General features: G+C 67.4%; 27 protein-coding genes and 1 riboswitch. Of the genes, 26 read left to right on the top strand and 1 reads right to left on the bottom strand.

What is annotated here, in order from left to right:
- Positions 1-28 precede the first annotated feature (28 nt).
- The 12 genes from JHW45_RS15875 to JHW45_RS15820 all read left to right on the top strand — a co-directional run bounded on the left by JHW45_RS15875 (position 29) and on the right by JHW45_RS15820 (position 11631).
- A complete protein-coding gene (locus JHW45_RS15875; protein ID WP_272858555.1) occupies positions 29-985 on the top strand; it encodes an ABC transporter substrate-binding protein in 957 nt (318 codons plus the stop codon).
- Positions 982-1797 carry an ABC transporter permease gene (locus JHW45_RS15870; protein ID WP_272858554.1) on the top strand — a complete coding sequence of 272 codons (816 nt, stop codon included), beginning with the start codon at positions 982-984 and terminating at the stop codon, positions 1795-1797. The genes JHW45_RS15875 and JHW45_RS15870 overlap by 4 nt, the downstream gene beginning before the upstream one ends.
- 42 nt (positions 1798-1839) lie before the next feature.
- The gene (locus JHW45_RS15865) at positions 1840-2406 is read left to right on the top strand and encodes a cupin domain-containing protein (RefSeq protein WP_272858553.1); all 567 of its coding nucleotides are present in this window, start codon (positions 1840-1842) and stop codon (positions 2404-2406) included.
- 61 nt (positions 2407-2467) lie between these two features.
- The gene (locus JHW45_RS15860; RefSeq protein ID WP_272858552.1) at positions 2468-3274 is read left to right on the top strand and encodes an alpha/beta fold hydrolase; all 807 of its coding nucleotides are present in this window, start codon (positions 2468-2470) and stop codon (positions 3272-3274) included.
- A 28-nt stretch (positions 3275-3302) separates the two neighbouring features.
- Positions 3303-4217 (top strand): VOC family protein, encoded by a 915-nt coding sequence (locus tag JHW45_RS15855; RefSeq protein ID WP_272858551.1) that lies wholly within the window; start codon positions 3303-3305, stop codon positions 4215-4217.
- The gene (locus tag JHW45_RS15850; RefSeq protein WP_272858550.1) at positions 4217-5005 is read left to right on the top strand and encodes an SDR family oxidoreductase; all 789 of its coding nucleotides are present in this window, start codon (positions 4217-4219) and stop codon (positions 5003-5005) included. Before JHW45_RS15855 ends, JHW45_RS15850 begins: the two co-directional genes overlap by 1 nt.
- Before the next feature lie 12 nt (positions 5006-5017).
- Entirely contained in the window at positions 5018-6703 is a 1686-nt protein-coding gene (locus tag JHW45_RS15845) for a thiamine pyrophosphate-binding protein (RefSeq protein ID WP_272858549.1), read from the top strand.
- Between the two features lie 89 nt (positions 6704-6792).
- On the top strand, positions 6793-8277 hold the full coding sequence (locus JHW45_RS15840) for an aldehyde dehydrogenase (protein WP_272858548.1): 1485 nt from the start codon (positions 6793-6795) through the stop codon (positions 8275-8277).
- The gene (locus JHW45_RS15835) at positions 8277-8594 is read left to right on the top strand and encodes a hypothetical protein (protein WP_272858547.1); all 318 of its coding nucleotides are present in this window, start codon (positions 8277-8279) and stop codon (positions 8592-8594) included. The genes JHW45_RS15840 and JHW45_RS15835 overlap by 1 nt, the downstream gene beginning before the upstream one ends.
- Positions 8595-8607: 13 nt before the next feature.
- Positions 8608-9738 (top strand): FAD-dependent monooxygenase, encoded by a 1131-nt coding sequence (locus tag JHW45_RS15830; RefSeq protein WP_272858546.1) that lies wholly within the window; start codon positions 8608-8610, stop codon positions 9736-9738.
- Positions 9739-9758: 20 nt separating this feature from the next.
- On the top strand, positions 9759-10736 hold the full coding sequence (locus JHW45_RS15825; RefSeq protein WP_272858545.1) for an MBL fold metallo-hydrolase: 978 nt from the start codon (positions 9759-9761) through the stop codon (positions 10734-10736).
- Between the two features lie 94 nt (positions 10737-10830).
- On the top strand, positions 10831-11631 hold the full coding sequence (locus JHW45_RS15820) for an IclR family transcriptional regulator (protein ID WP_272858544.1): 801 nt from the start codon (positions 10831-10833) through the stop codon (positions 11629-11631).
- 103 nt (positions 11632-11734) lie between these two features.
- On the opposite strand, the gene JHW45_RS15815 is transcribed toward JHW45_RS15820, so the two are convergent.
- Positions 11735-12682, bottom strand: coding sequence for a cupin domain-containing protein (locus tag JHW45_RS15815; RefSeq protein ID WP_272858543.1), 948 nt, complete (start codon positions 12680-12682; stop codon positions 11735-11737).
- Positions 12683-12787: 105 nt separating this feature from the next.
- Between JHW45_RS15815 and JHW45_RS15810 the strand changes: the two genes are divergently transcribed.
- The 14 genes from JHW45_RS15810 (at position 12788) to JHW45_RS15745 (ending at position 23912) form a co-directional block, all read left to right on the top strand.
- Positions 12788-13567: an IclR family transcriptional regulator gene (locus JHW45_RS15810; RefSeq protein WP_272858542.1), complete on the top strand. Its 780-nt coding sequence runs from the start codon at positions 12788-12790 to the stop codon at positions 13565-13567.
- A 101-nt stretch (positions 13568-13668) separates the two neighbouring features.
- Positions 13669-14688 (top strand): ABC transporter substrate-binding protein, encoded by a 1020-nt coding sequence (locus JHW45_RS15805; RefSeq protein ID WP_272858541.1) that lies wholly within the window; start codon positions 13669-13671, stop codon positions 14686-14688.
- A 47-nt stretch (positions 14689-14735) separates the two neighbouring features.
- Positions 14736-15494, top strand: a complete 759-nt coding sequence (locus JHW45_RS15800) for an ABC transporter ATP-binding protein (protein WP_272858540.1) — start codon at positions 14736-14738, stop codon at positions 15492-15494.
- Positions 15491-16270, top strand: coding sequence for an ABC transporter permease (locus JHW45_RS15795; protein ID WP_272858539.1), 780 nt, complete (start codon positions 15491-15493; stop codon positions 16268-16270). The genes JHW45_RS15800 and JHW45_RS15795 overlap by 4 nt, the downstream gene beginning before the upstream one ends.
- Positions 16271-16404: 134 nt before the next feature.
- Positions 16405-16505, top strand: a riboswitch (TPP riboswitch).
- Between the two features lie 59 nt (positions 16506-16564).
- Positions 16565-17365: a bifunctional hydroxymethylpyrimidine kinase/phosphomethylpyrimidine kinase gene (gene thiD / locus JHW45_RS15790; RefSeq protein ID WP_272858538.1), complete on the top strand. Its 801-nt coding sequence runs from the start codon at positions 16565-16567 to the stop codon at positions 17363-17365.
- Positions 17362-18339 (top strand): FAD-dependent oxidoreductase, encoded by a 978-nt coding sequence (locus JHW45_RS15785; RefSeq protein ID WP_272858537.1) that lies wholly within the window; start codon positions 17362-17364, stop codon positions 18337-18339. The genes thiD and JHW45_RS15785 overlap by 4 nt, the downstream gene beginning before the upstream one ends.
- The gene (gene thiS / locus JHW45_RS15780; RefSeq protein ID WP_272858536.1) at positions 18323-18517 is read left to right on the top strand and encodes a sulfur carrier protein ThiS; all 195 of its coding nucleotides are present in this window, start codon (positions 18323-18325) and stop codon (positions 18515-18517) included. The genes JHW45_RS15785 and thiS overlap by 17 nt, the downstream gene beginning before the upstream one ends.
- Position 18518: 1 nt before the next feature.
- The gene (locus tag JHW45_RS15775) at positions 18519-19289 is read left to right on the top strand and encodes a thiazole synthase (RefSeq protein ID WP_272858535.1); all 771 of its coding nucleotides are present in this window, start codon (positions 18519-18521) and stop codon (positions 19287-19289) included.
- Positions 19286-19882 carry a thiamine phosphate synthase gene (locus JHW45_RS15770; protein WP_272858534.1) on the top strand — a complete coding sequence of 199 codons (597 nt, stop codon included), beginning with the start codon at positions 19286-19288 and terminating at the stop codon, positions 19880-19882. The genes JHW45_RS15775 and JHW45_RS15770 overlap by 4 nt, the downstream gene beginning before the upstream one ends.
- Positions 19879-20862 (top strand): HesA/MoeB/ThiF family protein, encoded by a 984-nt coding sequence (locus JHW45_RS15765; protein WP_272858533.1) that lies wholly within the window; start codon positions 19879-19881, stop codon positions 20860-20862. The genes JHW45_RS15770 and JHW45_RS15765 overlap by 4 nt, the downstream gene beginning before the upstream one ends.
- Positions 20859-21794, top strand: a complete 936-nt coding sequence (locus tag JHW45_RS15760; RefSeq protein WP_272858532.1) for an ABC transporter substrate-binding protein — start codon at positions 20859-20861, stop codon at positions 21792-21794. Before JHW45_RS15765 ends, JHW45_RS15760 begins: the two co-directional genes overlap by 4 nt.
- A complete protein-coding gene (locus JHW45_RS15755; RefSeq protein ID WP_272858531.1) occupies positions 21791-22462 on the top strand; it encodes a TenA family protein in 672 nt (223 codons plus the stop codon). The genes JHW45_RS15760 and JHW45_RS15755 overlap by 4 nt, the downstream gene beginning before the upstream one ends.
- Entirely contained in the window at positions 22459-23184 is a 726-nt protein-coding gene (locus JHW45_RS15750) for an ABC transporter ATP-binding protein (protein ID WP_272858530.1), read from the top strand. Before JHW45_RS15755 ends, JHW45_RS15750 begins: the two co-directional genes overlap by 4 nt.
- Entirely contained in the window at positions 23181-23912 is a 732-nt protein-coding gene (locus JHW45_RS15745) for an ABC transporter permease (protein ID WP_272858529.1), read from the top strand. The genes JHW45_RS15750 and JHW45_RS15745 overlap by 4 nt, the downstream gene beginning before the upstream one ends.
- Positions 23913-24027: the final 115 nt, after the last annotated feature.

The following is a 24027-nucleotide window of genomic DNA, read 5'->3' as shown; positions in this document are numbered from 1 at the left end:
CGAGGACGACGATATGAACCGCCTGCTTATGACTGCCGCAGCCGCCGCGTTCGCATTGGGCGCCATGTCTGCCCAGGCAGCCGAAAACGTCACCTACCTGTTCCCCGCGCCCGACTTCCTGCCGGCCTTCGCGCCGTTGCAACTTGCCAAGTCGAAAGGCTATTTCGAGGAGGCCGGGCTTGACGTGACGTTCCGCATCGGCAAGGGCGGCGCCGATGTCGCGACCCAGGTCGCTGCCGGCAATGCCGACCTCGGCGGCGCCATCGGCGACACGCCGATCATCGTTCGGCCCAATGGCCTTGACGTGCGCGGTGTCGCGCTGCTTGGCGGCCATGGTCTGACCCAACTTGCCTGGCGCACGGATACCGGCATAACCGGACCTGCCGATCTTGAGGGCAAGACGGTTGGCGTGATCTCATATCAGGCATCGACCTACTATGCGCTGCGGGGGGCTCTTGCGTCGGAAGGGCTGGACGAGAACGATGTCAGCATCCAGTCGGTCGGGGCGGGCGGGCTGATCCAGCTGATGGCCGCAGGCCGCCTGGACGCGATCGCGGATTCACCCGACGCGACCGTGGGTGTTCAGGAAGCCGGGATCGAGATCGACCAGGTCCCTGTCGATACTCTCTTTCCCTCGATGGCGCAGGCAATCATCGCCTCGGGCGAGACGATTGCTGAACGACCCGAAATGATCAGGGCGTTTGTCGCAGCGGTCCTTCGTGCGGTCGAGGACATTTCCGCCGATCCGGCAGCGGCGGCGCAGGAGTTCGCGGCCGTGGTGCCGCAATATCAGGACCGGGAAGACGAGGTCAGAAAGATCCTGGAAGACTATGCCACACTGGTCTATCCGCCGGCCGAAGGTCATCCCCTGGGCACCTTCGATCCTGCGCGGATGAAGGCGGTGCAGGACTTCTATCTCGAAGCAGGCATCGTGCAGAGCGCCGTTCCGGTCGAGGATCTCTATACCAACGAGTTCGTGCAATGAGCAGCGCCGCCGTCTCGGACGCCACCGCTCCGGCTGTCGTGCGCCCTCGCAAGCCCCGCACGGCGACATATGTCAGTCTGGCGCTTCTGGTCGCACTTCTGGTTGCATGGCAGGTCCTGCCGCCGGTCCTTGAAATCCCGAAATACATCATCCCGACCCTCTCTGACTGCCTCGCCGAGTTCAGGCGCATGTGGGCGACCGAGGGCCTGCTGATGCACACGCTGTCCACGGCGCTGTACGCGATCCTGGGCTTTGCCATCGGCAGCGCGCTGGGCGCGATGCTGGGCTATCTGCTGGGCATGTCCGAGTTCTGGGAAAAGGTGCTGTCGCCCTATATCCTGGCCCTGCAGATCGCGCCCAAGGTCGCCTTCGCGCCGCTGTTCATCATGTGGTTCGGCTATAACGCCATGCCCAAGCTGCTGGTCACGGTGCTGATCGTGTTCTTCCCGGTGCTGGTGAACGTGTTGCAGGCGATGCGGACCATCGACCGCGATCTGGTCAACCTTGCCCGCGCCTATAACCTGTCGCGCTGGAGCATCTTCCTGAAGGTCGAGATGCCCTCGACCCTGCCCAACCTGATGGCCGGCCTGCGCATCGCCTCGACCCTTGCGGTGATCGGCGTGACCGTGGGCGAGCTGGTCGGCGGCAATACCGGCCTGGGCTTCCTGATTTCCTATGGCGGGGGGCAGGCCAATGCCGCGATGGTCTTCGACGCGATCATCCTGCTGACCGTCATCGGCATCCTGCTTTATTTCGCCATCGTCCGGGTCGAAACGCGCCTGCTGCACTATCTGCCGCGCGCCCAGGTCTGACCGGTCGTTCCACCCCAACCGTCACATCAGAAGGAGAAGTCAATGTCTGCCGCGCCAAAGAAGTTTCCGTCGATCGAACCCGACGACGTGGTGATCCCCGAGGGCAAGACCCTGGGCGAATGGGTCGAAAGCCGGACCGCCCGCTATGAAACCCGGACGCTGGACTGGGACGCGCTGAAGTTCCAGGCCGATTACGACCCGATCTATCGCCGCGCGCAGATGCGCTATATCGGCACCGGCGCGACCGGCGTGACGGATGACGAGAATGTCGTCCCGGCCGAGAACTTCACCTTCTCGACCATGGTGCTGCCGGCCGGCTGCGAGGGGCCGCTGCACATCCACCGCGACGCCGAAGAGGTGTTCTTCATCCTCAAGGGCCACAAGATCCGCTTCTTCATCGAGCACAAGGGCGAGATGGTCGAGACGGTTCTGACCGAACGCGATCTGGTTTCAGTGCCGCCCGGCGTCTATCGCGGCCTGCGCAACGAGGGCATCGAAGAGGCGCTGATGTGCGTGCTGATCGGCAACCCCAAGCCGGTCACGCCGACCTATCCGCCCGATCACCCGGTCTCGAAGATCAAGCGCGACAAGAAGCCCGACGCCGCCTGACACCGCGGGGCAGGGCGGCAACGCCCGCCCCCTTGGCTTTGTCTTTGCCTGAGGATTTGTGATGTTCACGCCGCGCCATTCCTTGCAGATCGACTATCGCGAACGGGCCGGGACCGGCCCGGCGCTGGTGCTGCTGCATGGCATCGGATCGAACGCCGAGTCATTCGCCGGCCTGCTGCCGTTCCTGCCTGCGGACTGGCGCGTGATCGCGTGGAACGCGCCCGGCTATCTCGGTTCGGTCCCGCTTGAGGTGGAGTGGCCCACTGCTGCCGATTACGCGCAGGCGCTGGCCGGGTTTCTGGATCGGCTGGATCTGGACCGGGTGACGCTGGCGGGGCATTCGCTGGGGGCGCTGATGGCCACGGCTTACGCGGTGGGCCACCCGGACCGGGTCAGCCGTCTGGTGCTGGCCTCGCCCGCGCTTGGCCATGGCATCGCGCAGGGCGCGACCCTCAGCCCCGCCGCGCAGGACCGGATCGACGAGTTGGCGCGGCTTGGCCCGCAGGCATTCGCGAAAGCCCGCGCGCCGCGCCTGGTCTTTCGTCCGCAGGACAACCCCGACCTCGTCGCCGCCGTCGAGGCCGGGATGGCGCAGGTCACAAGCCCCGGCTATGCGCAGGCATCGCGGATGCTGGCCTCGGGCCGGCTGCTGGACGACGCCGCGCGGCTTGCGGTTCCCACCGACGTCATCGTCGGCGCCGAGGATGCCGTGACGCCGCCCGAGGGCGCGCGCCGGCTTCACGCGGCCCTCCCCGCGCCCTTTCGCGGCCAGCTGACCCAGGTGCCCGCCGCCGGGCACGCGCTGGCCACGCAAGCGCCTTTCGCCTTCGCTCAGGCGATGGCGGCCCAGATCACACCGGTCCAGTGACCGGCCCGAACCAAGGAGGACATACGCCATGACTGAGCCCGTCCGAGTCGGATCGCTGCGCGGCATCATGATGCGCGGCCCGGATGTCAGCGCCACGCTGCCGTTCTATCAGGATATGTGGGGGCTGAGCCTGTCCCATCAGGAAGACGGTCTGGCCCTGCTGCGCGGGACCGGGACCGAGCCGTTCCTGTACGGGCTGAAGGACGGCCCGGTCTACGGGATCGAATATGTCCATTTCGCCATGCCCGACCGCGAGTCGATGGACGCCCTGCACGCGCAGATCGTCGCCCGCGGCCACACCCCCTTGGGCGAGCCGGCCGAGTTCGACGATTGGGTCGGCGGCTATGGGTTCGAGACGCTGGACCCTGACAACCGCCGCCTGCGGTTCCGCACCGATGCCCGCGTGCTGGACGACCAGAAGGACTGGGCCAAGCCGAAAAAGGTCAGCCATGTCGTGCTGAACACGCCCGACATGGAAGGCACGCAGAAATTCTATGAAGACGTGCTGGGGTTCCGTCCGTCGGACTATTCCGCCGACCAGATGGTGTTCCTGCGCTGCAATTCGGACCACCATTCCATCGCGCTTGTCCGAGCCAATTACGCCAGCGTCAATCACGTCGCCTTCGAGATGCCGACGCTGGACGAATTCATGCGCGGCATCGGCCGGATGAAGCAAAAGGGCCATGTCCCGACCTGGGGTCCGGGCCGGCACGGACCCGGCAACAACCCGTTCGCCTATTTCGTGTCGCCCTCGGGCTTCGTGATCGAGTTCACGTCCGAGTTGCAGCAGATCGACGAGGCGACGCATGAACCCAAGGTCTGGTCGCGCGCCGATCCCGAGGCGATGGACCGCTGGATGACCGCGGGCCCGCCCACCCCGGCGCAGCGCGCCGTCATGCAGGGCCGCCCCGATCCGGGCTTCCCCGAGTTGAGGAGCGAGTGATGGATTACGGCTATCAGGGCAAGGTCGCGGTCATCACCGGCGGCACGTCGGGCATCGGTCTGGCAACCGTCCGGTTGCTGCTGGCGCAGGGCGCCAAGGTCGCATTCTGCGCCCGCAAGGAAGGGCGGCTTGAGGATATTCGCCGCGTCCTCGTGCGCGACCACGACGAGGATCGGGTTCTCGCCGCGCCTCTTTCGGTGCTGGACGCGGATGCGGTCAAGGGGTTTGCCGCGACCGTGAAGGATCGTTGGGGATCCTGCGATCTTCTGGTCAACAATGCGGGTCAGGGCCGCGTCTCGAACTTCGCCGACACCGGCGACGAGGACTGGCGCGCGGAATACGAACTGAAACTGTTCAGCCAGATCCATCCGATCCGCGCCTTCCTGCCGCTGCTGCGCGACAGCAACGGCGCCATCGTCGCCGTCAACTCTCTGCTGGCCTATCAGCCCGAACCGCACATGGTCTGCACCTCGTCGGCGCGGGCAGGGGTGCAGAACCTGCTGAAGTCGCTCAGCCGGGAACTCGCCCCCGAGGTTCGGGTCAATTCGGTCCTTCTGGGCCTGATCGAATCCGGCCAATGGACCCGCCGCTTCGCCGAACGCGCGGACCAGAGCCAGAGCCGTGCCGAATGGTATGGCAATCTTGCCGCGGAAAAGGACATCCCGCTTGGCCGTCTGGGCGATCCGACCGAGGCCGCTGCGGCCATCGCCTTTCTCGGCTCGAAGGCCGCCAGCTATATCACCGGTGCCCAGCTCGACGTGTCGGGCGGCCTTGCCCGCCATATGTGAAGGACAATGACCATGCTGCTTCAGCCGATCGACGACACCGCGGCCCAGACCGAAACCGTGGGCGATTTCATCGCGCGCTATCTTGCCGGGATCGGCGTCAAGACGATCTTCGGCGTGATTTCCATCCACAACATGCCGATCCTGGATGCCGTGGCGCGACAGGGCAAGATCCGCTTTGTCCCCGCGCGGGGCGAGGCCGGGGCGATGAACATGGCCGATGCCTATGCCCGCGTCACCGGGGCGCTGGGGGTCTGCATGACCTCGACCGGGACCGCCGCGGGCAACGCCGCGGGCGCGCAGGCCGAGGCGCTGACCGCCGGATCGCCCGTCCTGCACATCACCACGCAGGTCGACCGCGAATTTGCCGACCGCGACCGTGCCGCGATCCACGACGTGCCGCGCCAGCCCCAGATGCTGCACGGCGTTTCCAAGGCCGTGTTCCGGATGTGGGACGCCAACGGTGCCATCGGCGCACTGACCGCCGCCGTGTCCGCCGCGCTGTCCGCGCCCACCGGGCCGGTCAGCCTGGAAATCCCGGTCGATGTCCAACGCTCGCAGGCGCGCGGCCCCGCCCGCATCCATGTGCCGCAGCCGGTGCGGCCGCTGGCCCCCGACGCGGTGATCGACGAGCTGGCCGAACTGGTCAAACAGGCGCGCCGGCCGCTGCTGTGGCTGGGCGGCGGCGCGCGCGGCGCGGGCAGCCAGGCGACCGAACTGCTGCATCGCGGCTTCGGCGTCGTCACCTCGACCAATGGCCGCGCCGTTGTGTCCGAGGAAGAGCCGGGCAACCTGGGCGCGTTCAACATGACGCCCGAAGCGGCCGAGCTTTACCAAAGCTGCGACCTGATGATCGTCGTGGGTTCGCGGCTGCGGGGGAACGAGACGCGCAACAACCAGATGCCGCTGGCGCAGCGTGTGGCGCAGATCGACGCCGACCCGGCGCAGGGCGGGCGCAACTATCCGGTCGATCTGTTCGCGCATGGCGATGCCGCCGACACGCTGCAACGGCTGCTGGACCGGCTGCCCCAGAAGCTGGACACCGATCCGAACCTGCGTTTCGACATCGCCCGCGTCAGGGCGCAGGCCGAGGGCGGGATGCGCGACCTGCTGGGCCCCTATGGCGCCATCGCCGAGGCGCTGACCGAGCGTGTGGCCGCCGGCGGACATCCATGGGTGCGCGACGTCACCATCTCGAACTCGACCTTCGGCAACCGCTATGTCCGCATCGCCGCGCCGCGCGACGGTGTCCACGCGCTGGGCGGCGGCATCGGGCAGGGGATCGCCATGGGCATCGGCGCGGCGCTGGGATCGCCGGGGCCGAAGGCGGTGACGCTGCTGGGCGATGGCGGCGCGATGCTGGGACTGGCCGAGATGATCACCGCCGTCGATGAGAACGCGCCGCTGGTCTATGTGCTGATGAACGATCAGGCGTATGGCGTGATCCAGAACATCCAGGACGCCCAATACGACAGCCGCCGGCATTATTCCAAGGTCGCGGTGCCGGATTTCGACATGTTCTGCCGCTCGATCGGGATGCCGCATCGGGTGGTCCGCTCGCCCGACGAATTCGCCGCCGCGCTGGATGCCGCGCTGGCAGCCGACGGCCCGCAACTGGTCGAGGTCGACATGTGCAGCATCGGACCCTTCGCGGAATCCTTTGCCGGCCCGCCCGCCGGTGCCGCCGGCAAAACGGACTGAGGCCATGCGTCCGGGTCCCGATCGTCTTTGGCAATATGGCGACCCGGTCGCACTGTGAAGAAGGTGCTTTCACCATGAGGGGAGACGTCATGACCGATCTGCCAGAGGGCAAGCTGTTCGTTGCCGGCGAATGGGAGCAGGGCGGCGGGGCCGAGATCGCCTCGATCTTTCCGGCGGACGGGTCTGTCAACCGCGTGCTGAACGGCGCATCGGAAAGCGACGGTCTGCGGGCCATCGAACGCGCGAAACAGGCGCAGGCCGACCCGGCATGGCTGAACCTGCGCCCGCATGAACGCGCGCGGTTCCTGTATCGCATCGCCGACGGGATCGAGGCGAATATCGACCGCATCTCGCAGATCCAGACCCGCGATACCGGCAAGACGCTGCGGGAAACCAGTGCACTGGCCGCCTCGGCGGCGGGCACGTTCCGGTATTTCGGCGCCGTGGTCGAGACGCTGGACGAGACGCTGACCACGCAACGCGGCGACGCGCTGACGGCGTCGGTCCATGAACCGCTGGGCGTCGTGGCCGCGATCACGCCGTGGAACTCGCCCATCGCCTCGGACGCGCAGAAGGTCGCGCCCGCGCTTGCCGCCGGGAACGCCGTGCTGCTCAAGCCCGCCTCGTGGTCGCCGCTGGTCAGTCTGGAACTGGCGCGCATCATCGAGGAGTCTGGCCTGCCCAAGGGGCTGTTCTCGGTCCTGCCCGGCGCGGGGCGCGAGATCGGCAACCTGCTGGTCGAACATCCCGACATCGCCAAGGTCAGCTTCACCGGTGGCACCTCGACCGGCCGCACGCTGGCGCGCAAGGCGGCGGAAAAGCTGATGCCCATCTCGCTGGAGCTTGGCGGCAAATCCCCGACCGTCGTCTTTGCCGACGCCGATCTGGATCAGGCGGTGGCGGGGGTGCTGTATGGGGTGTTTTCCTCGACCGGGCAAAGCTGCATCGCGGGTGCGCGGCTGTTCGTGCAGCGCGCGATCCATGACGAGTTCGTGTCGCGCCTTGTCTCTGCCGCCGAGCGGCTGCGCGTGGGGCACCCCTTCGATGCCGCGACGCAGGTCGCGCCGATGATCCATGTCGACCATCGCGACGCCGTGGCCGGTCACGTCAGATCGGCCCTGTCCGAAGGCGCGGAACTGCTGACCGGCGGCAACGCGCCCGCGGGCGAGGATTACGACCGCGGCGCCTATTACCTGCCGACGATCCTGGCCGGCGTCGACAACACCGCCCGCATCTGCCGCGAGGAGGTCTTCGGCCCGGTGCTGGTCGTGCTGCCCTTCGAGGACGAGGCCGACGTGATCGCGCAGGGCAACGACAACGATTACGGTCTGGCCTGCGGCATCTGGACCCGCGATTTCCCCAAGGCATGGCGCGTCGGCCGGGCAATCCGCACCGGCACCGTCTGGATCAACACCTACAAGCAGTTTTCCATCTCGACGCCGTTCGGGGGCGAGAAGGACAGCGGCATGGGCCGCGAAAAGGGCCGCGACGGCGTCCGCGCCTATATGGCGCAGAAGTCGATCTACACCGACCTGACCGGCCGCCCGCTGGCCTGGGCCGGGGGGGCTGCGTGATGCCTGCCCCGGTCGCCATGGTCGGCACCGGCCCGTCGGGCTGCTGCCGGGCGCAGGCACTGCTGAAGGCGCGGCCCGATCTGCGCGTCGGTCTGATCGACCGCCTGCCGGTGCCGCAAGATCGCCGACTGCCGGCGAATTTCCCTGACGCGGGACATTCCGGCGGCATCTGGTGCGACCGGACCCGGTCTGCCGCCGACACCGACTTTACCGGAATCCAGATCCACGGACGGCTCTGGCTTCGCGGCGCGCAGGTTCAGGGTGCGCGCCTTAACGCCGACAGGTTTCCCCTGTCCCATGGCTATGCATATACATGACAGGAGTATCAAGATGAGCCTTGAAATCGGTATCTGCGGCGGCGGCGTCGGCGGGTTGACGGCAGCCATTGCCCTTGCGCGTCAGGGGCATGAGGTCACCGTGAACGAACAGGCCCGCGCGTTCGCCCGCATCGGGGCGGATGTCAACCTGACGCCCAACGCCGTGCGTGCGCTGGACCGGCTGGGGGTGGGCGAGACGCTGCGCGAGACGGCGGCGCGGCCGGCCTTCCGGATCAGCCGGACCTGGGACACCGGCGAGGAAACCTCTCGCCTGCCGATGGGCGACACCGCCGAGGAACGCTATGGCTCGCCGCAACTGACCATCCACCGGGGCGATCTGCTGCAGGCGCTTGAGGCGCAGGTGCCGGAATCGTCCATCAAGCTGGGGCGCAAGGCCGAGACGATTTCCGGCGGCACCGTCACCTTTGCCGATGGCAGCACCGAAACCTATGACGTGGTGATCGGCGCGGACGGCATCCATTCGGCGGTGCGGACGGCGATCTTCGGGCCGGACAGCCCGCGCTTCACCGGCCTCGTATCCTATCGGGCGGTGGTGCCGCGCAGCTCGGTCGAGGCGGAAAACCTTGACAGCTTTACCAAATGGTGGGGGCCGCAGCCCGATGTGCAGGTGGTCGTCTTCCCGCTGACCCGCGGCGAAGAGATCTTCATCTTCGCGACCACCCCGCAGGACGACTGGCGCGAGGAAAGCTGGACCATGCCCGGCGATGTCGAGGAACTGCGCGAGGTCTATAGCGACTTTCACCCCGATGTGCGCGCGCTGCTGGCTGCCTGCGAGACGGTGACCAAATCGGCGCTGTATGTGCGCGATCCGATGCCGCGCTGGTCGTCGGACCACGCCACGCTGCTGGGCGATGCGGCGCATCCGATGGTGCCGTTCATGGCGCAGGGCGCCTGCATGGCGATCGAGGACGCCGTCGTTCTGTCGCGTGCGCTTGAGGGGGTTAGCCCCGCTGATGTGCCCGCCGCGCTGCGCCGGTATGAGGACACGCGGCGCGAGCGCACCGCCAGGATTCAGGCGGGTTCGCTGGCCAATGACTGGATGAAGGGTCAGGGCAACGCCGACTGGGTCTATGGCTATGACGCGTGGAACGTGCCGCTGGCGGAATCCACGGAATCGGCCTGATCGCGAGGAAGGGCATCGTCATGGCACCGCAACGACGCACGATCCTGACCGCCGCGCTTGGACTGGCGGGCGGGGCGCTGCTGGCTGGCGGGGCGGCGCGCGCGCAACCCGCCCCTGCCGGTCCGGCGGAGCCGGTTCGGGTTCCCGCCACCGGCACGCATCTGCTGCTGCTGGGCACGATGGCCGGGCCGGTCCTCGATCCGCGCCGGATGATGGCCAGCCAGGCGGTGATCGTCGATGGCGCGGTCTATCTGGTCGATTGCGGCTATGGCACGATCCTGCGGATGGTCGAGGCGGGGCTGCGGCCGGCGGATGTGAAAGCGATCTTCGTCACGCATCACCACTCAGACCACAACGCCGACTATGCCAATCTGGTGCATCTGGCGTGGATCCAGGGGATCGGGGACCGCATCGTCAGCGTCGGCCCGCCGCCCTTCCGAGCGATCCATGATGCCGCCTTGGCGTTCCACCACGAGGATATCCGCATCCGCATCGAAGGCACCGGCCGCAAACCCATCGACGGTTATCTCGACGTGCGCGAGGTGACCGAGGCGGGTCCGGTCTATGAGGACGACAAGGTCCGCGTGACCGCCGCCCTCGCGGCGCATCCGCCGTTTTCGACGGCCCTGGGGTTCAGGTTCGAGACGCCGGACCGCACCATCGTCTTTTCCGGCGACACCGCTGCCAGCGACGACATCGCCACCCTTGCCGAGGGGGCGGACGTGCTGGTGCACGAGGCGATGTATGTCCCCGGCATCGACGCGATGCTGGCCAAACGCCCCTATGTGCCGCCGAAGCTGCGCGATTTCCTGGTGGACGGCCACACCACGGCCGAGGATGCCGGCCGCATCGCGGCGCAGGCAGGGGTAGGCACGCTGGTCCTGACCCATCTGCTGCCCGGCGATCAGCCAGAGGTGACGGACGAGGTCTGGGCGGCAGAGGCGGCCAAGCAGTTCGATGGCCGGATCGTCGTCGGCCACGACCTGTTGCTGCTGTGACGCCTGATCCGGCGGTCAGGCGGATCGGGGGTCTGAGGCGGGCGGCAGGCTTTGCGCCGGCCGCAGCGATCGGCTACCAAGCGCCGGACTGACGATGTTGGAAAGCAAGACCGTGCCCGACGATGCTGCCATTTACGGTGTTCCGCCTGTTGCGCGTGCATTTGCGCTTTTGCGCCATATCGCGGCCGGGAACCGCTGCCGGAACATCAGCAGCGTGGCGAAGGCGACCGGCATCAACCGCACGACCCTGATCCGTCTGCTGGCCACGCTGGAGCAAGAGGGAATGATCGAGGCGATTGCGGACGAAGGCGGCTACAGGCTGGGCACCGGTCTGGTCACGCTGGCGCAGAATGCCTTGCACGACCGCAGCATTGCCCAAGTGGCCCCGCGCTTTCTGGCCGACCTTGTCGCGGAGCTGAAGCTGTCGGCGCATCTGGGTATTCTGGAGGGGCGCGAGATCGTCTATCTTGCGCGTTGCACGCCGAATTCGCATCTGGTCAGCAACGTCAAGGAAGGCACGCGGCTGCCTGCGCATGCGACGACCATCGGGCGCATCCTGCTGGCCGATCTGCCGCGCGACGAGCTGGCGGCGCGATATGAGGGCGTGCGGATGGACGCCTACAGCGACAAGACCCGCACGTCGCTGCCCGATCTGGAACTGCAGTTGGCCCAGGATCGGGCGCTTGGCATTGCCTGGAGTGCGGCGAATTTCGAGCCCGAGATCGGCTCGGCCGCGGTTCTGGTGCGCGACAACATGGGTCAGGCGGCGGGTGCGATCAACGTCACCGGGCATGTCAGCGCCTTCACGCCCGGCAGTCCGCGCCTGTCCGAGATCGAGCAGGGGTTGAAGAAAGCCGCCTTGGGCATGTCGCGGGCGCTGGGCTACACGGCATAGGCGCGTGCGGGCCGCGTTCAGGGCGGCGGCTGAAAGTGCGTGACGTCGAATGCACCCGCCGGAACCCGGCAGGTGCGCAAGGCAGGAGTGACGCCGGCGGCTGTCAGGCCGCCTCGAATTTCACCGTTTCGGGCGCCGACGAGCCGACGACATACCAGACCGTCGCCGCCCCCGCCCCGTCATTGCGGAACCAGTGCTTGCGCCCGGCCGGCGTTTTCACCAGATCGCGCGGGCCCAGTTCGGTCTCGACCTGTTCGCCGTTTTCCTCCCACCCGACGACCAGGCTGCCCTCCAGGACAAGAAACGCGTCCTCGACATCGCGCACGAAGGGCTTGACGCCGACGCGCGAGGGGATGCCCAGCATCTCCTTGCGGCAGGTGTCGGTCTCGACCCCGCCGGGGCCGCAATAGATCTTGCGGTTGAAGCCGGCCTGTTCCCAGTGGGTTTTCAGACCCGCATGGCGGACGACGTGTTTCGCCATCAGCTGCTGCAACGGATGGGTGCTTTTGGGGTCGAACACCTGCGTCTTGCCCGGCTCGGCGCCGAAGGAACGTGCCAATTCCGGCGCGTGGCTTTTCGGGTGGTAATGATAGACCGGCGGCAGCGGTTTGCCGACATCGACGGAAATCGACATCATCACCGGCTCGACCCCGTCGACGCGGAAGCCGTGGCCGATCTCGCGGGCGTTCAGGATCATGTCCTTGGGGCCAAGGTTCACCTCGACCACCTCGCCGTCCTTCTCCCACCCCACGATCAGCGCGCCGTCGATGATCAGAAAGCTTTCCTCGATCTCGTGGCTGTGGCAGGCCGCGTATTTCCCCGGCTCTTTATAGATCAGGGACAGGGTGAAATGGTCGGGCTTGAGGGTGCTGGTGTCGCCGACCTTGGGCGAGCCGCCGGCGCCGATATAGCGCATCTGCGCGCGCGACAGTTCGGGGAAGCCGACATTCGACGGAAACGCCTCCCAATCGAATTTCTTGTCGGTAAAGCGGCCCGTATGCGCCGCCAGCTTGTCCGCAAGCGTGCCGATATTCTGATCCTGAACGGTCATCTGGAAGATCCTTCCGGTCTGTGATGGCTGTGTTGGGCTTTTTCATAGCCGAAAGGCGTTTTGCGCACTACCATACGTTTTGCCAGTAAAGCAGGGATGAGGCACATGGAGGAAAAACCGGACCGCTACATGGTGCCCGGACTGGTGCGGGGGCTGAACGTGCTGAAGCTGTTCACGCCCGAAACCCCGGTCCTGCGCCTGTCGGATATTGCCAAGGCGCTTGGCATCTCGCGCTCGGCCGCGTTCCGCACCACCTATACCCTGACCGAGATGGGGTGCCTGCTGCACGATGCGCGCGATCAAAGCTATTCGGTTGGCGCGGGGGTGCTGCGGCTGACCTATGGGTTCGTGGGTGCGCGCGAAATCCCCGAAATCGCCCAGCCCGAGCTTGAGGCCCTGCGCAACCGGACAGGCTGGTCGGTGCATCTGGGTGTTCTGGACGGCACCTCGGTTCTGTATATCGTTCGAGTGCCGGCCTTGCCGGGCGACATGTCGATCGTGCAGGTGGGCCGTCGCCTGCCGGCCAGAAGCACGACCATGGGCCGGGTCCTGCTGTCGGACCTGACCGAGGAACAGCTGATCGGCATGTTCCGGGCAGACTCGTCCTCTGCGGGGCTGGAAAAGGGCCGCACGATGCTGGAACTCCTCGCTCAGGCCAGGGCCGATCGCCAGGCCAGCGCGATCGTTCACGCCGGCGATTTCGAGGCGGGAATCGTCTCGGTCGGCGCGCCGGTTCGCGATCTGTCCGGGCGGGTCGTCGCAGCGATCAATGCGACCAGCCCGAACCGTCCCGATACCGTGAAGGCCGCGCAGGGTCCGGTAAAGGACGATCTGGTGCGGACGGCGCAGCGGATTTCCCGTTTGCTGGGGTTCGACGCCAGTTGAATGAAGATCGTGTTTTACCTGTAAAACGGCAACTCGTTTCTTCACGGCATCTGATTAGGATGCGGGAACCGCAACAGTCATATCAGGGAATCCTTCGGCCAATGAGTGATCTTGTCCCGACCATCGACCGTCGTGCATTTCTGGGCAGCACCGCCGCTGGCGTCGCTGTCCTGCTGGCTGGCGGACCGGCCGCCGCGCAGGGCGCGGCATTCCGCTTTATCACGCCGTTCAGCCTGTCGCTGTCCTTCGCGGCGGTGCTGTATGCCGACGCGGCCGGGTATTACACCGACGAGGGAATCGAGATGCAGATCGAGGCGGCGAACGGTGCCGCCATGGCCGCGCAGATGGTGCTGGCCGATCAGATGGATGTCGGGCGGACAGGCGGGACCAACTATATCGTGTCGCGTGTGGACAATAACGCACCGCTGATTTCGATTGCGACGATTGCGCAGATGTCGCCCTTCTTCATCATTTCGTCCGACGACAATCCGGTCAGCGGCGTTCAGGATCTGCCGGGCCGCACCGTGGGGATGGCGTCGCTTGGCGGGTCGATGGAAGGAACGCTGGATCTGCTGATGATGGCCGGCGGTCTGGACCCGGCCTCGGTCAACAAGGTCAAGGTCGCCGACAGCGCCGCATCTTTCGCGCTGATCGAAGCGGGCCGGGCCGGTGCGTTCATCGGCAACACCTCATCCATGATCAAGGCGAAAGAGGCGCGCCCGAACGTCCACGCCGTGCCGATGGATGACGGGATGCCGGGTCAGGTCTATGTCGCCCGCCCCGAGGATATCGAGGCGAACCCGGACAAATACGTGTCCTTCCTGCGCGCCACGCACAAGGCCGCGCGCGAGATCGCGACCGCCGGGGATCTGGACGCGATCATCGCCAAGATCGCAAGCGTGCACGAGGTGAACGGCATCGACGACCCGGAAACGGCCAAGATCGACCTGGCCACCAACGCCGAGAACTGGATGGCCAAGGGCGGGGACAACCTGCTTCGCAACGTACCCGAAGTCTGGCAGAACGCGGTCGAAAGGCTGCATGAGGCCGGCATGATCGGAACGGCGCCGGATGCCTCGACGCTTTATACCAACGCCCTGCTGGACAAGGCCATCGCGTGATGTCGTCAGAAGCTGCGCTGGCTGCGCCGGAAATTCGGATTTCCGGCTTGACGAAGATATTCGGCGAGGGTTCGGGGGCGGTCACCGCCATCTCGAACGCAAACCTGGAAATGCGCCAGGGCGAGTTCATTTCGCTGCTCGGACCTTCGGGGTGCGGCAAGACGACCCTGCTGCGCATCCTTGCGGGGCTTGAGGTTCCGACACGGGGCGAGGTGGAGGTGCGCGGCCTGCCGATCTGGGTCCGCGGGAAACGCGACCGGACCGCGACCCGGCCCGTTTCGATGATGTTTCAGGAGGCGCGGCTGTTTCCGTGGCTGACGGTGGCGGAGAACGTCGCGCTGCCGCTGCGGATCGCGCGCGTGGGGCAGGCCGACAGAATGGCCCGCGCGCGCAATATTTGCGGGACCGTGGGCCTCAGCGGGTTCGAGGACGCCAGCCCCACCGCGCTTTCGGGCGGCATGCGGCAGCGCGCCTCGCTGGCCCGCGCCCTTGTCACCGATCCGCAGGTGCTGCTGCTGGACGAGCCGTTCGGCGCGCTGGACGCGATGACCCGCGACACGCTGAACCTGGAATTGATGGATGTCTGCGCGCGGGCCAAGGTGACCACGATCCTTGTCACCCACTCGATTGCCGAATCCGCGTTTCTGTCGGATCGGGTTGTCGTTCTGGCACCGCGCCCGGCGCGGATCTTGGACGTCGTGGACATCCCGTTTCCCCGGCCGCGCGACCTGAACCTGCAAAGAACGCCCGAATTTCAGGACCTTGTCGCCAGCTTGCGGACACAAATGACGGAGGGCGCGGAATGAACCGCAAAACCTTGCGCATCGCGCTTCCCATCGCATCGGTGACGCTGTTTCTGGTCGGCTGGTCGCTTTACGTCCGCACCGCCCAGGTTTCGGCCTTCGTCCTGCCCCCGCCCGAGGCGATCGTCGCCGCGCTGTCGACGATGTTGTTCGATCCCGATCTGTGGTCGCACACTTTGGTCACCGTGATCGAGGCGCTGTCGGGTTTCGGCATCGCGGTCGGGCTCGGGTTGACGCTGGGGTTCACGATGGCGCGTGTGCCGCCCGTGGAATGGGCGTTGAAGCCCTTTGTCGTGCTTTTGCAGCTGATCCCGAAAATCGCGCTTGCGCCGCTGTTCATCCTCTGGTTCGGCTTCGGCCTTGAATCGAAGATCGTGATCGCCGCCGCGCTGGCGTTTTTCCCGATATTTTCCAATGCGTTGCAGGCGTTCAAATCGGTCGATCCCGGCGATCGCGATGTCTTTGTCATGCTTCAGGCGAACCCGCTGCAAAGATTCGTCCTGCTGGATTTCCCCAACGCTTTGCCGGTGATCCTGACCGGGGCCGAGGTGGCGGTCGTGCTGGCCATGATCGGCGCCATCGTCGGGGAGTTCATCGGCGGGAATCAGGGCCTGGGCTATCTGGCGGTCGCGCATCTTCAGAACCTGGCCGTGGCCGAACTGTTCGGGGTCATCGTCGTGCTGACATTGGTGGGGCTGGTGTTTTACACCGTCATAGGTCAGTTGAGGGCGCTGCTGACGCCGTGGCACGTGTCCAGCGACAGGAACCGCGCTCCGTAACGTCCGCGCGAATGGCCGACCGGCAACGTCCTCCGCAAGGTCGATCAGGGGGGCCGCATCAGCGGCCCGCCATCCCTGCCACGGCCAAGATCGCGCGCCGCTTGCAGCCCGGCCCGCTGGCTGCTAGATTCTCATCGAATCCGTTGGGGTGCCCCGTCAGGGGCTGAGAGGCGCAGGCCGACCCATCGAACCTGATCCGGGCAATACCGGCGTAGGGAACGGAGATCGAATTGGCGGGCTCGGTATCTTCCGCCTTTTTCTTCCTCCTTCTGGCGTCCGGTGGAGGAAGCGACGATGTCCCACCCGACCGCATTGACCATCGCCGGCTCCGACAGTGGCGGAGGCGCGGGCATTCAGGCCGATCTGAAGACGTTCGCGGCCCTTGGCGTCTATGGCACAAGCGCGATCACGGCGATCACCGCCCAGAATACGCGCGGCGTCTTTGCGGTCGCGCCGGTGGATGCGGCGACGGTCGCCGCGCAAATTGCGGCCGTGCGCGACGACATCCCGCCCGACGCGATCAAGATCGGCATGTTGGGCGCGCCGGACATCGTCGATACGGTGGCCGCTGCGCTGGAAGGCTATGACGGTCCGGTCGTGCTGGACCCGGTGATGGTCGCCAAGTCGGGGGCGGCGCTGTTGTCCCGCGATGCCGAGACGGCCCTGATCGCGCGGCTTCTGCCCCGCGCCGATCTGCTGACCCCGAACCTGCCCGAGGCCGCGCGCCTGCTGGGCTGCGCGCCCGCGCGCGACATGGCCGAGGCGCAGGCGCAGGGCAGGGCGCTGCTGGGACTGGGCGCGCGTGCCGTTCTGATGAAGGGCGGCCATGCCGACGGCCCCGACTGCATCGACATTCTGGTGACGGCCTCCGGCGCCGTCGAGATGGCGCAGCCCCGGCTTGCAACCCGCAACACCCACGGCACCGGCTGCACGCTGTCTTCGGCCATCGCGGCGGAACTGGCGAAGGGTGCCGGTCTTGAGGCGGCGGTCCGCCGGGCGCAGTCCTGGCTGCACGGCGCGATCCGGGCGGCGGATGCGATGGCCATCGGTGCCGGTCACGGCCCGGTCGATCACTTCCACGAGGTCCGGCAGTGAGGGCGGCCACCGTCATCGGCGCCGGCGTGGCCGGGCTTTGCGTGGCCACGGAACTGGTCGCGCGGGGCTGCAAGGTGACGGTGTTCGACCCGTCGCCCCGCCCCGGCCCGCAGTGCTGTTCGTGGTGGGCGGGCGGCATGCTTGCCCCCTTCTGCGAGGGCGAGACGGCGGAAGAACCCGTGGTCCGGCTGGGCCGGCAGGCAGCCGCGTGGTGGCAAGCCCAGGGCGTCGCGGTCGCGCGGCAGGGAACGCTGGTGCTGGCGCTGGGCCGCGACCGGGGTGAAATCGACCGCTTTGCGCGCCGCACCGTCGGGCACGAACCCCTTGACAGTGCCGCAATCGCCCGGCTCGAGCCGCAGCTGGGGGGACGGTTTGACCGCGGCCTTCATTTCCCGGACGAGGCGCATCTGGACCCGCGCGCGGCCCTTGGCCATCTGCGCGACCGGCTGGAGGATGCGGGCGTCGCCTTCGTGGCCGAGAGGGGCCGCGCCGCGGGTCTGACCTTCGATTGTCGCGGGCTGGCCGCGCGCGACGTTCTGCGGGATCTGCGCGGCGTGAAGGGCGAGATGGCGGTGCTGCGCGCGCCCGAGATCCGCCTGGACCGGCCCGTCCGCCTGCTGCATCCACGCATTCCGATCTACGTGGTGCCGCGCGGGGACGGGCTTTTCATGCTGGGTGCGACCCAGATCGAAAGCGACGATCGCAGGCCGCGCGTCCGGTCGGTGCTGGAACTTCTGTCCGCCGCCTATGCGCTTCATCCGGCCTTCGCCGAGGCAGAACTGGTCGAGATCGGCGTCGATGCCCGCCCGGCCTTTCCCGACAACCTGCCCCGCCTGCGCCGGATCGGCGGGACGATCCATGTGAACGGCCTGTTCCGCCACGGTTTCCTGCTGGCCCCGGCGCTGGCGCGGATGGCGGTCGAGGCGGGCTGCGATGGCACTATACCGGAGGTGATGGATGCAGATCATGGTTAACGGCACGGCGACCGAGGTGCAGGGCGAAACGCTTGCATCGGTTCTGGGTGAACTCGGCTATGGCGATGCGAAAATCGCCACGGCGGTCAACGGGGATTTCGTGCCCGCCGCGGCGCGCGACGTGCCCCTGGCCCCCGGCGACCGGGTCGAGATCGTCGCGCCAAGGCAGGGCGGCTGAGATGCGGCTTTACGACACCGACATCGCCTCGCGCCTGATGCTGGGAACGGCGCAATACCCCTCGCCAGCCGTGCTGGCCGAGGCGTTCCGCCGGTCGGGCGCGGGCATCGCGACCGTCTCGGTTCGGCGCGAGGCGGGCGGCGCGCAGGCCGGGGCGGCCTTCTGGGATCTGGTGCGCGATCTGGGCGTGAAGATCCTGCCCAACACCGCCGGCTGCCATTCGGTCCGCGAGGCGGTCACGACAGCGCAGATGGCGCGCGAGCTGTTCGACACCGCCTGGATCAAGCTGGAGGTGATCGGCCATGCCGACACGCTTCAGCCCGACCCGTTCGGTCTGGTCGAGGCGGCGGACATTCTTGTCCGCGACGGGTTCGAGGTGTTTCCCTATACGACCGAGGATGCGGTTCTGGCCGACCGGCTGCTGTCGGCGGGGTGCCGGGTGCTGATGCCATGGGGTGCGCCCATCGGCACCGGGCTTGGGCTGACCAACATCTACGCGCTGCGCACGCTGCGGGCGCAGTTCCCGGACGTGCCGATGATCGTCGATGCGGGAATGGGCCTGCCCAGCCATGCGGCAATGGCGATGGAGATGGGGTTCGACGCGGTGCTGCTGAACACCGCGGTGGCCAGGGCGGGCGATCCGGCGGCGATGGCCGAGGGATTTGCGCGCGCGGTCGAAGCCGGGCGGCTGGCCTTCGGCGCCGATCCGATGCAGCCGCGCGACATGGCCGCCCCCTCGACCCCGGTGATCGGAAAGGCGTTCCTTGAATGAGGCTGGACCGTTTCTATCCCATCTTCGACGGTGCCGGCTGGCTTGACCGCATGCTGCCCCTTGGTGTGAGGCTGGTGCAGCTGCGCATCAAGGATCTGCCGGATGAGGCGTTGCAACCCGTCGTTGCGCGCGCGCAGGCGATGTGCCGGGCGCAAGGGACGGTGCTGGTGATCAACGATCACTGGCGCGCGGCCATCGACGCAGGCTGCGACTGGGTCCATCTGGGGCAGGAGGATCTGGAGCACGCCGATCTGCCCGCGATCCGTGGGGCCGGGCTGAAGCTGGGGATCAGCACCCACGATCTCGCCGAACTGGACCGTGCGCTGTCGCTTGCGCCCGATTACGTGGCGCTTGGCCCGGTCTATCCGACGATCCTGAAGAAGATGACATGGACGCAGCAGGGTCTGGGGCGGGTGGCGGAATGGAAGCGTCTGATCGGAGATCTGCCCCTTGTCGCCATCGGCGGGATGAGCGTCGAGCGGGCGGCAGGCGCCTTTGCCGCGGGGGCCGACATCGTGTCGGCCGTCACCGACATCACCCTGCACGACGACCCCGAGGGCCGGGTGCGCCAGTGGATCGCGGCGACCCGATGACCCGCTATGCAAGACAGATCGCCGTTCCCGAATTCGGCGCGCACGGTCAGGCCCGCCTGCGGGACGCGCATGTGCTGGTCGTGGGTGCGGGCGGGCTTGCGGCGCCGGTGTTGCAATATCTGGGCGGCGCGGGCGTCGGTCGTATCCATCTGGTCGATCCCGACCGGGTCGAGCGTTCCAACCTGCATCGCCAGACGCTGTTCCGCGAGGCCGATATCGGCCGGCCAAAGGCACAGGCCGCCGCCGCCCATATCGCGGCGCTGAACCCGGAATGCCGTGTGGACGCCACCATCGCCGCGCTTGATCCCGCGAATGTCACCGCGCTTTGTGCGGGCGCCGATCTGGTCCTCGACTGCGCCGACAGCTTCGCGGCAAGCTATATCCTGTCCGATACCTGCCACGAAGCCTGTCTGCCGCTGGTCAGCGCCTCGGTGATCGGGCTGGACGGCTATGTCGGGGCCTTCTGCGGCGGTGCGCCAAGCCTGCGCGCGGTGTTTCCCGACCTGCCGCAGCGGCTGGGTTCGTGCGCCGAGGATGGGGTGCTGGGGCCGGTTCTGGGCGTCATCGGCGCGTTGCAGGCGCAGATGACGATGGCGCTGCTTGCAAGGCTTGTGCCGTCGCCTTTGGGCCGGCTGGTCACCTTCGACGCGCGGACGTGCCGCTTTGGCGGCTTCCGCTTCGACGCCGCGCCCGAGCCCGCCTCGCAGCCCCGTTTCCTTGCGCCATCAGAGATCGCCACCGGCGATTTCGTCGTGGACCTGCGGGCCGAGGCGGAGGGGCCGCTGGTCCGCCCCACGGCCCACCGCCTGCCCGTGGCGGCGTTCGGGCCGGACGGTCCCCGCCCCAAGCCCGGCCAGCGCACCGTTCTGTGTTGCCGCACCGGCCTGCGATCCTGGCAGGCAGCCGAGAGGCTGGCCACGGTCTGGGACGGAGACATTCGCCTTGTCGCCCTGGGCGACCCAACCGGAGATGAACCATGAAAGCCGTTCTCACCACTCTCGCCCTCCTCGCCGCAAGCCCTGCGGCGGCGCAGGAAAAGATGACCCTCGTGCTCGACTGGTTCGTGAACCCCGATCACGGGCCGATCATCGTCGCGCAGGAACAGGGATATTTCGCCGACGAAGGACTGGAGGTCGAGGTGATCGCCCCCGCCGATCCTGCCGATCCGCCCAAGATGGTCGCGGCCGGGCGCGCGGATCTTGCCGTCTCCTATCAGCCGCAGCTTCATCTGCAAATTGCCGAGGGAATGCCGCTGGTCCGCGTCGGCACGCTGGTCGCCACGCCGCTGAACTGCCTGCTGGTGCTGCAGGACGGTCCGGTGAAGTCAATCGCCGATCTCGCGGGCCGCAAGGTCGGCTTCTCGGTGGCCGGCATGGAAGAGGCGCTGCTGTCGGCGATGCTGCAGGCAAACGGTCTGTCGCTGAAGGATGTCGAACTTGTCGGCGTGAACTGGTCGCTGTCGCCCGCGCTGATGTCGGGACAGGTCGACGCGACGATCGGCGCGTTCCGCAATTTCGAACTGAACCAGATGCAGATCGAAGGCATCGATGGTCGGTGCTTCTACCCCGAGGAGGAAGGGGTGCCTGCCTATGACGAGCTGATCTACATCGCCAATCCCGAGACGATGGAGGCCCAGGACATCCGCCGCTTCCTTGCCGCGACCGAACGGGCCACGCAGTTCATCGTCAACCATCCGCAGGAAAGCTGGGACATCTTCGCGGGCACCGCTTCGGAACTGCGGGACGAACTGAACCGGAAGGCGTGGGCCGACACGATCCCGCGTTTCGCGCTGCGCCCGGCGGCGCTGGACGCGGGCCGCTATGCGCGGTTCGAGAGCTTTCTGAACGAGGCCGGGCTGATCGAAGGGACGCGCGCGGTTTCCGACCTCGCCGTCGAGCTGGGGGCGCAATGAGCTATGGCACCACCTTCCCGCTCTGGCGGGCGGCGGCGGGCGAGGCGTGGGACGCCTATACCCGCCACGCCTTCGTCGAGGGGCTGAAAGACGGAACGCTGCCGCGCGCGGCGTTCCTGCGCTATCTCGTCCAGGATTACGTCTTCCTCGTCCATTTTTCGCGCGCCTGGGCGCTGGCCGTCACCAAGGCCGAGACGCTGGACGAGATGCGCGCCTGCGCGGCCACGGTCCACACGCTTCTGGACGGAGAGATGCGGCTGCATGTCGCGATCTGTGCGGCCGAAGGCATCGCCGAGGCGGATCTGTTCGCCGCCGAAGAGGCGCCGCAGAACCTCGCTTATACCCGCTATGTCCTCGATGCCGGCCATTCGGGCGACTTCCTCGACCTGATGGCGGCGCTTGCGCCCTGCGTTCTGGGCTATGGCGAGATCGGTGCGCGGCTGGCGGCCGAGGCGGGCGAGACGCCCTATTCCGACTGGATCGCCAGCTATGCGGGCGAGGATTACCAGCGCGCCTGCGCCGATGTCGGCCGTCTGATCGATGCGGCGGCCTTGCGACGGCTGGGCGACAAGCCCGAGACAAGCCCCCGCTGGCCGCGCCTGTGCGAACGGTTCCGCACGGCCACGCGGCTGGAGGTCGGGTTCTGGGGCATGGGTCTTGTGGGATGACTCAGGCACCCGCGCTGCGCCTTGCGGGTGAGGCCCGGATCGGCGGCGCGACCGTCTTCGGGCCGGTGACGCTGGATGCGCCGGGCGGATGCTGGACCTGCCTGCTGGGACCTTCGGGCGTCGGCAAGTCCACGATCCTGCGCCTGCTTGCGGGTCTGGGCGACGAGGTTGCGTTCGCGGGCGACGTCACGGCGGATGACGGCCTGCCGCTTGGCGGGCGGGTCGCGCTGATGGCGCAAAGCGATCTTCTGATGCCGTGGCTTGACGCGCTGGACAATGTCCTGCTGGGCGCGCGCCTGCGCGGAACGACGCCCGAGCGGGAGCGGGCGATGACCATGCTGCAGCGCGTCGGCCTGGCCGGCCACGCCCGCAAGCGTCCGCGCGCGCTGTCAGGCGGGCAGAGGCAACGGGTCGCGCTGGCGCGCACGCTGATGGAGGACCGGCCGGTGGTGCTGCTGGACGAGCCGTTCTCGGCCCTCGACGCCCGGTCGCGCGCCGCGATGCAGGACCTTGCCGCGGACCTGCTGCGCGGCTGCACGATCCTGCATGTCACCCACGACACCGCCGAGGCGGCGCGGCTGGGCGATCGTATCCTGCTGATGACCGAGGCCGGCATTGCGTCCATTGCCCCGCCCGCGACGCCTGCGCCGCGCATTCACGACGCGCCCGAAACGCTTGCCTCGCAGGGGCATCTGCTGCGCCTTCTGATGGCTGCGCGATGACGCGGGTCTTCCGCATCTTCGGTGTGATACTGGCGATCCTGCTGGCCTGGCAGACCTTGATCTGGCTCGCGCAGATGCCGCGCTTCATCCTGCCCGGTCCCGTCGCGGTGATCTCGACGCTGTGGACGAGCCGGCTGCTGATCGCGCAGAACGCGCTGGTCACGGCGACCGAGGTGGGCATCGGCCTGGTCCTGGGCGCGGCGGCGGGGTTCGCCTCGGCGCTGCTTCTGGTGGCCTCGCCGCTTGCGCGGTCGGTCCTGCGCCCGATGCTTGTGTTCAGCCAGGCCGTGCCCGTCTTCGCGCTGGCCCCGATCCTGACGCTGTGGTTCGGCTATGGGATCTGGTCGAAGGTCGCGATGGCGCTGCTGATCATCTACTTTCCCGTGACGTCCGCCTTCTTCGACGCGCTGATGCGGACGCCGCGGGGCTGGCTGGAACTGGCGCGCGTGATGGGGGCCGCACCCGGCCGCGTCCTGTGGCGCATCCGCGTGCCGGCGGCCATGCCGGGCTTCGCCTCGGGCCTGCGCCTTGCCGCCGTCTACGCCCCCATCGGCGCGATCATCGGCGAATGGGTCGGGGCCTCGCGGGGGTTGGGCTATCTGATGCTGCTGGCGAACGGCCGGGCGAAGACCGACCTGATGTTCGCATCCCTGCTGGTGCTGGTCGCGCTGACATTCGTTCTTCACGCCGCTGTCGATGCGGTCTGCCGGCGGGTTTGGGAGGGTTGAGGCACCGGGCAGGGGCTTCGGCAACGCCCCACCATTACGCCAATCGCAACAATCAATGCAACATTATCCCTGTTCTGTCCTGCGTCGCGCGGCTCTATCTTCCGCCTCAAGCAAG

Source organism: Paracoccus stylophorae, from assembly GCF_028553765.1.
Lineage (GTDB): Bacteria > Pseudomonadota > Alphaproteobacteria > Rhodobacterales > Rhodobacteraceae > Paracoccus > Paracoccus stylophorae.
The sequence above is the reverse complement of the archived record's forward strand: the minus strand, read 5'-3'. Positions and strand labels throughout refer to the sequence as shown.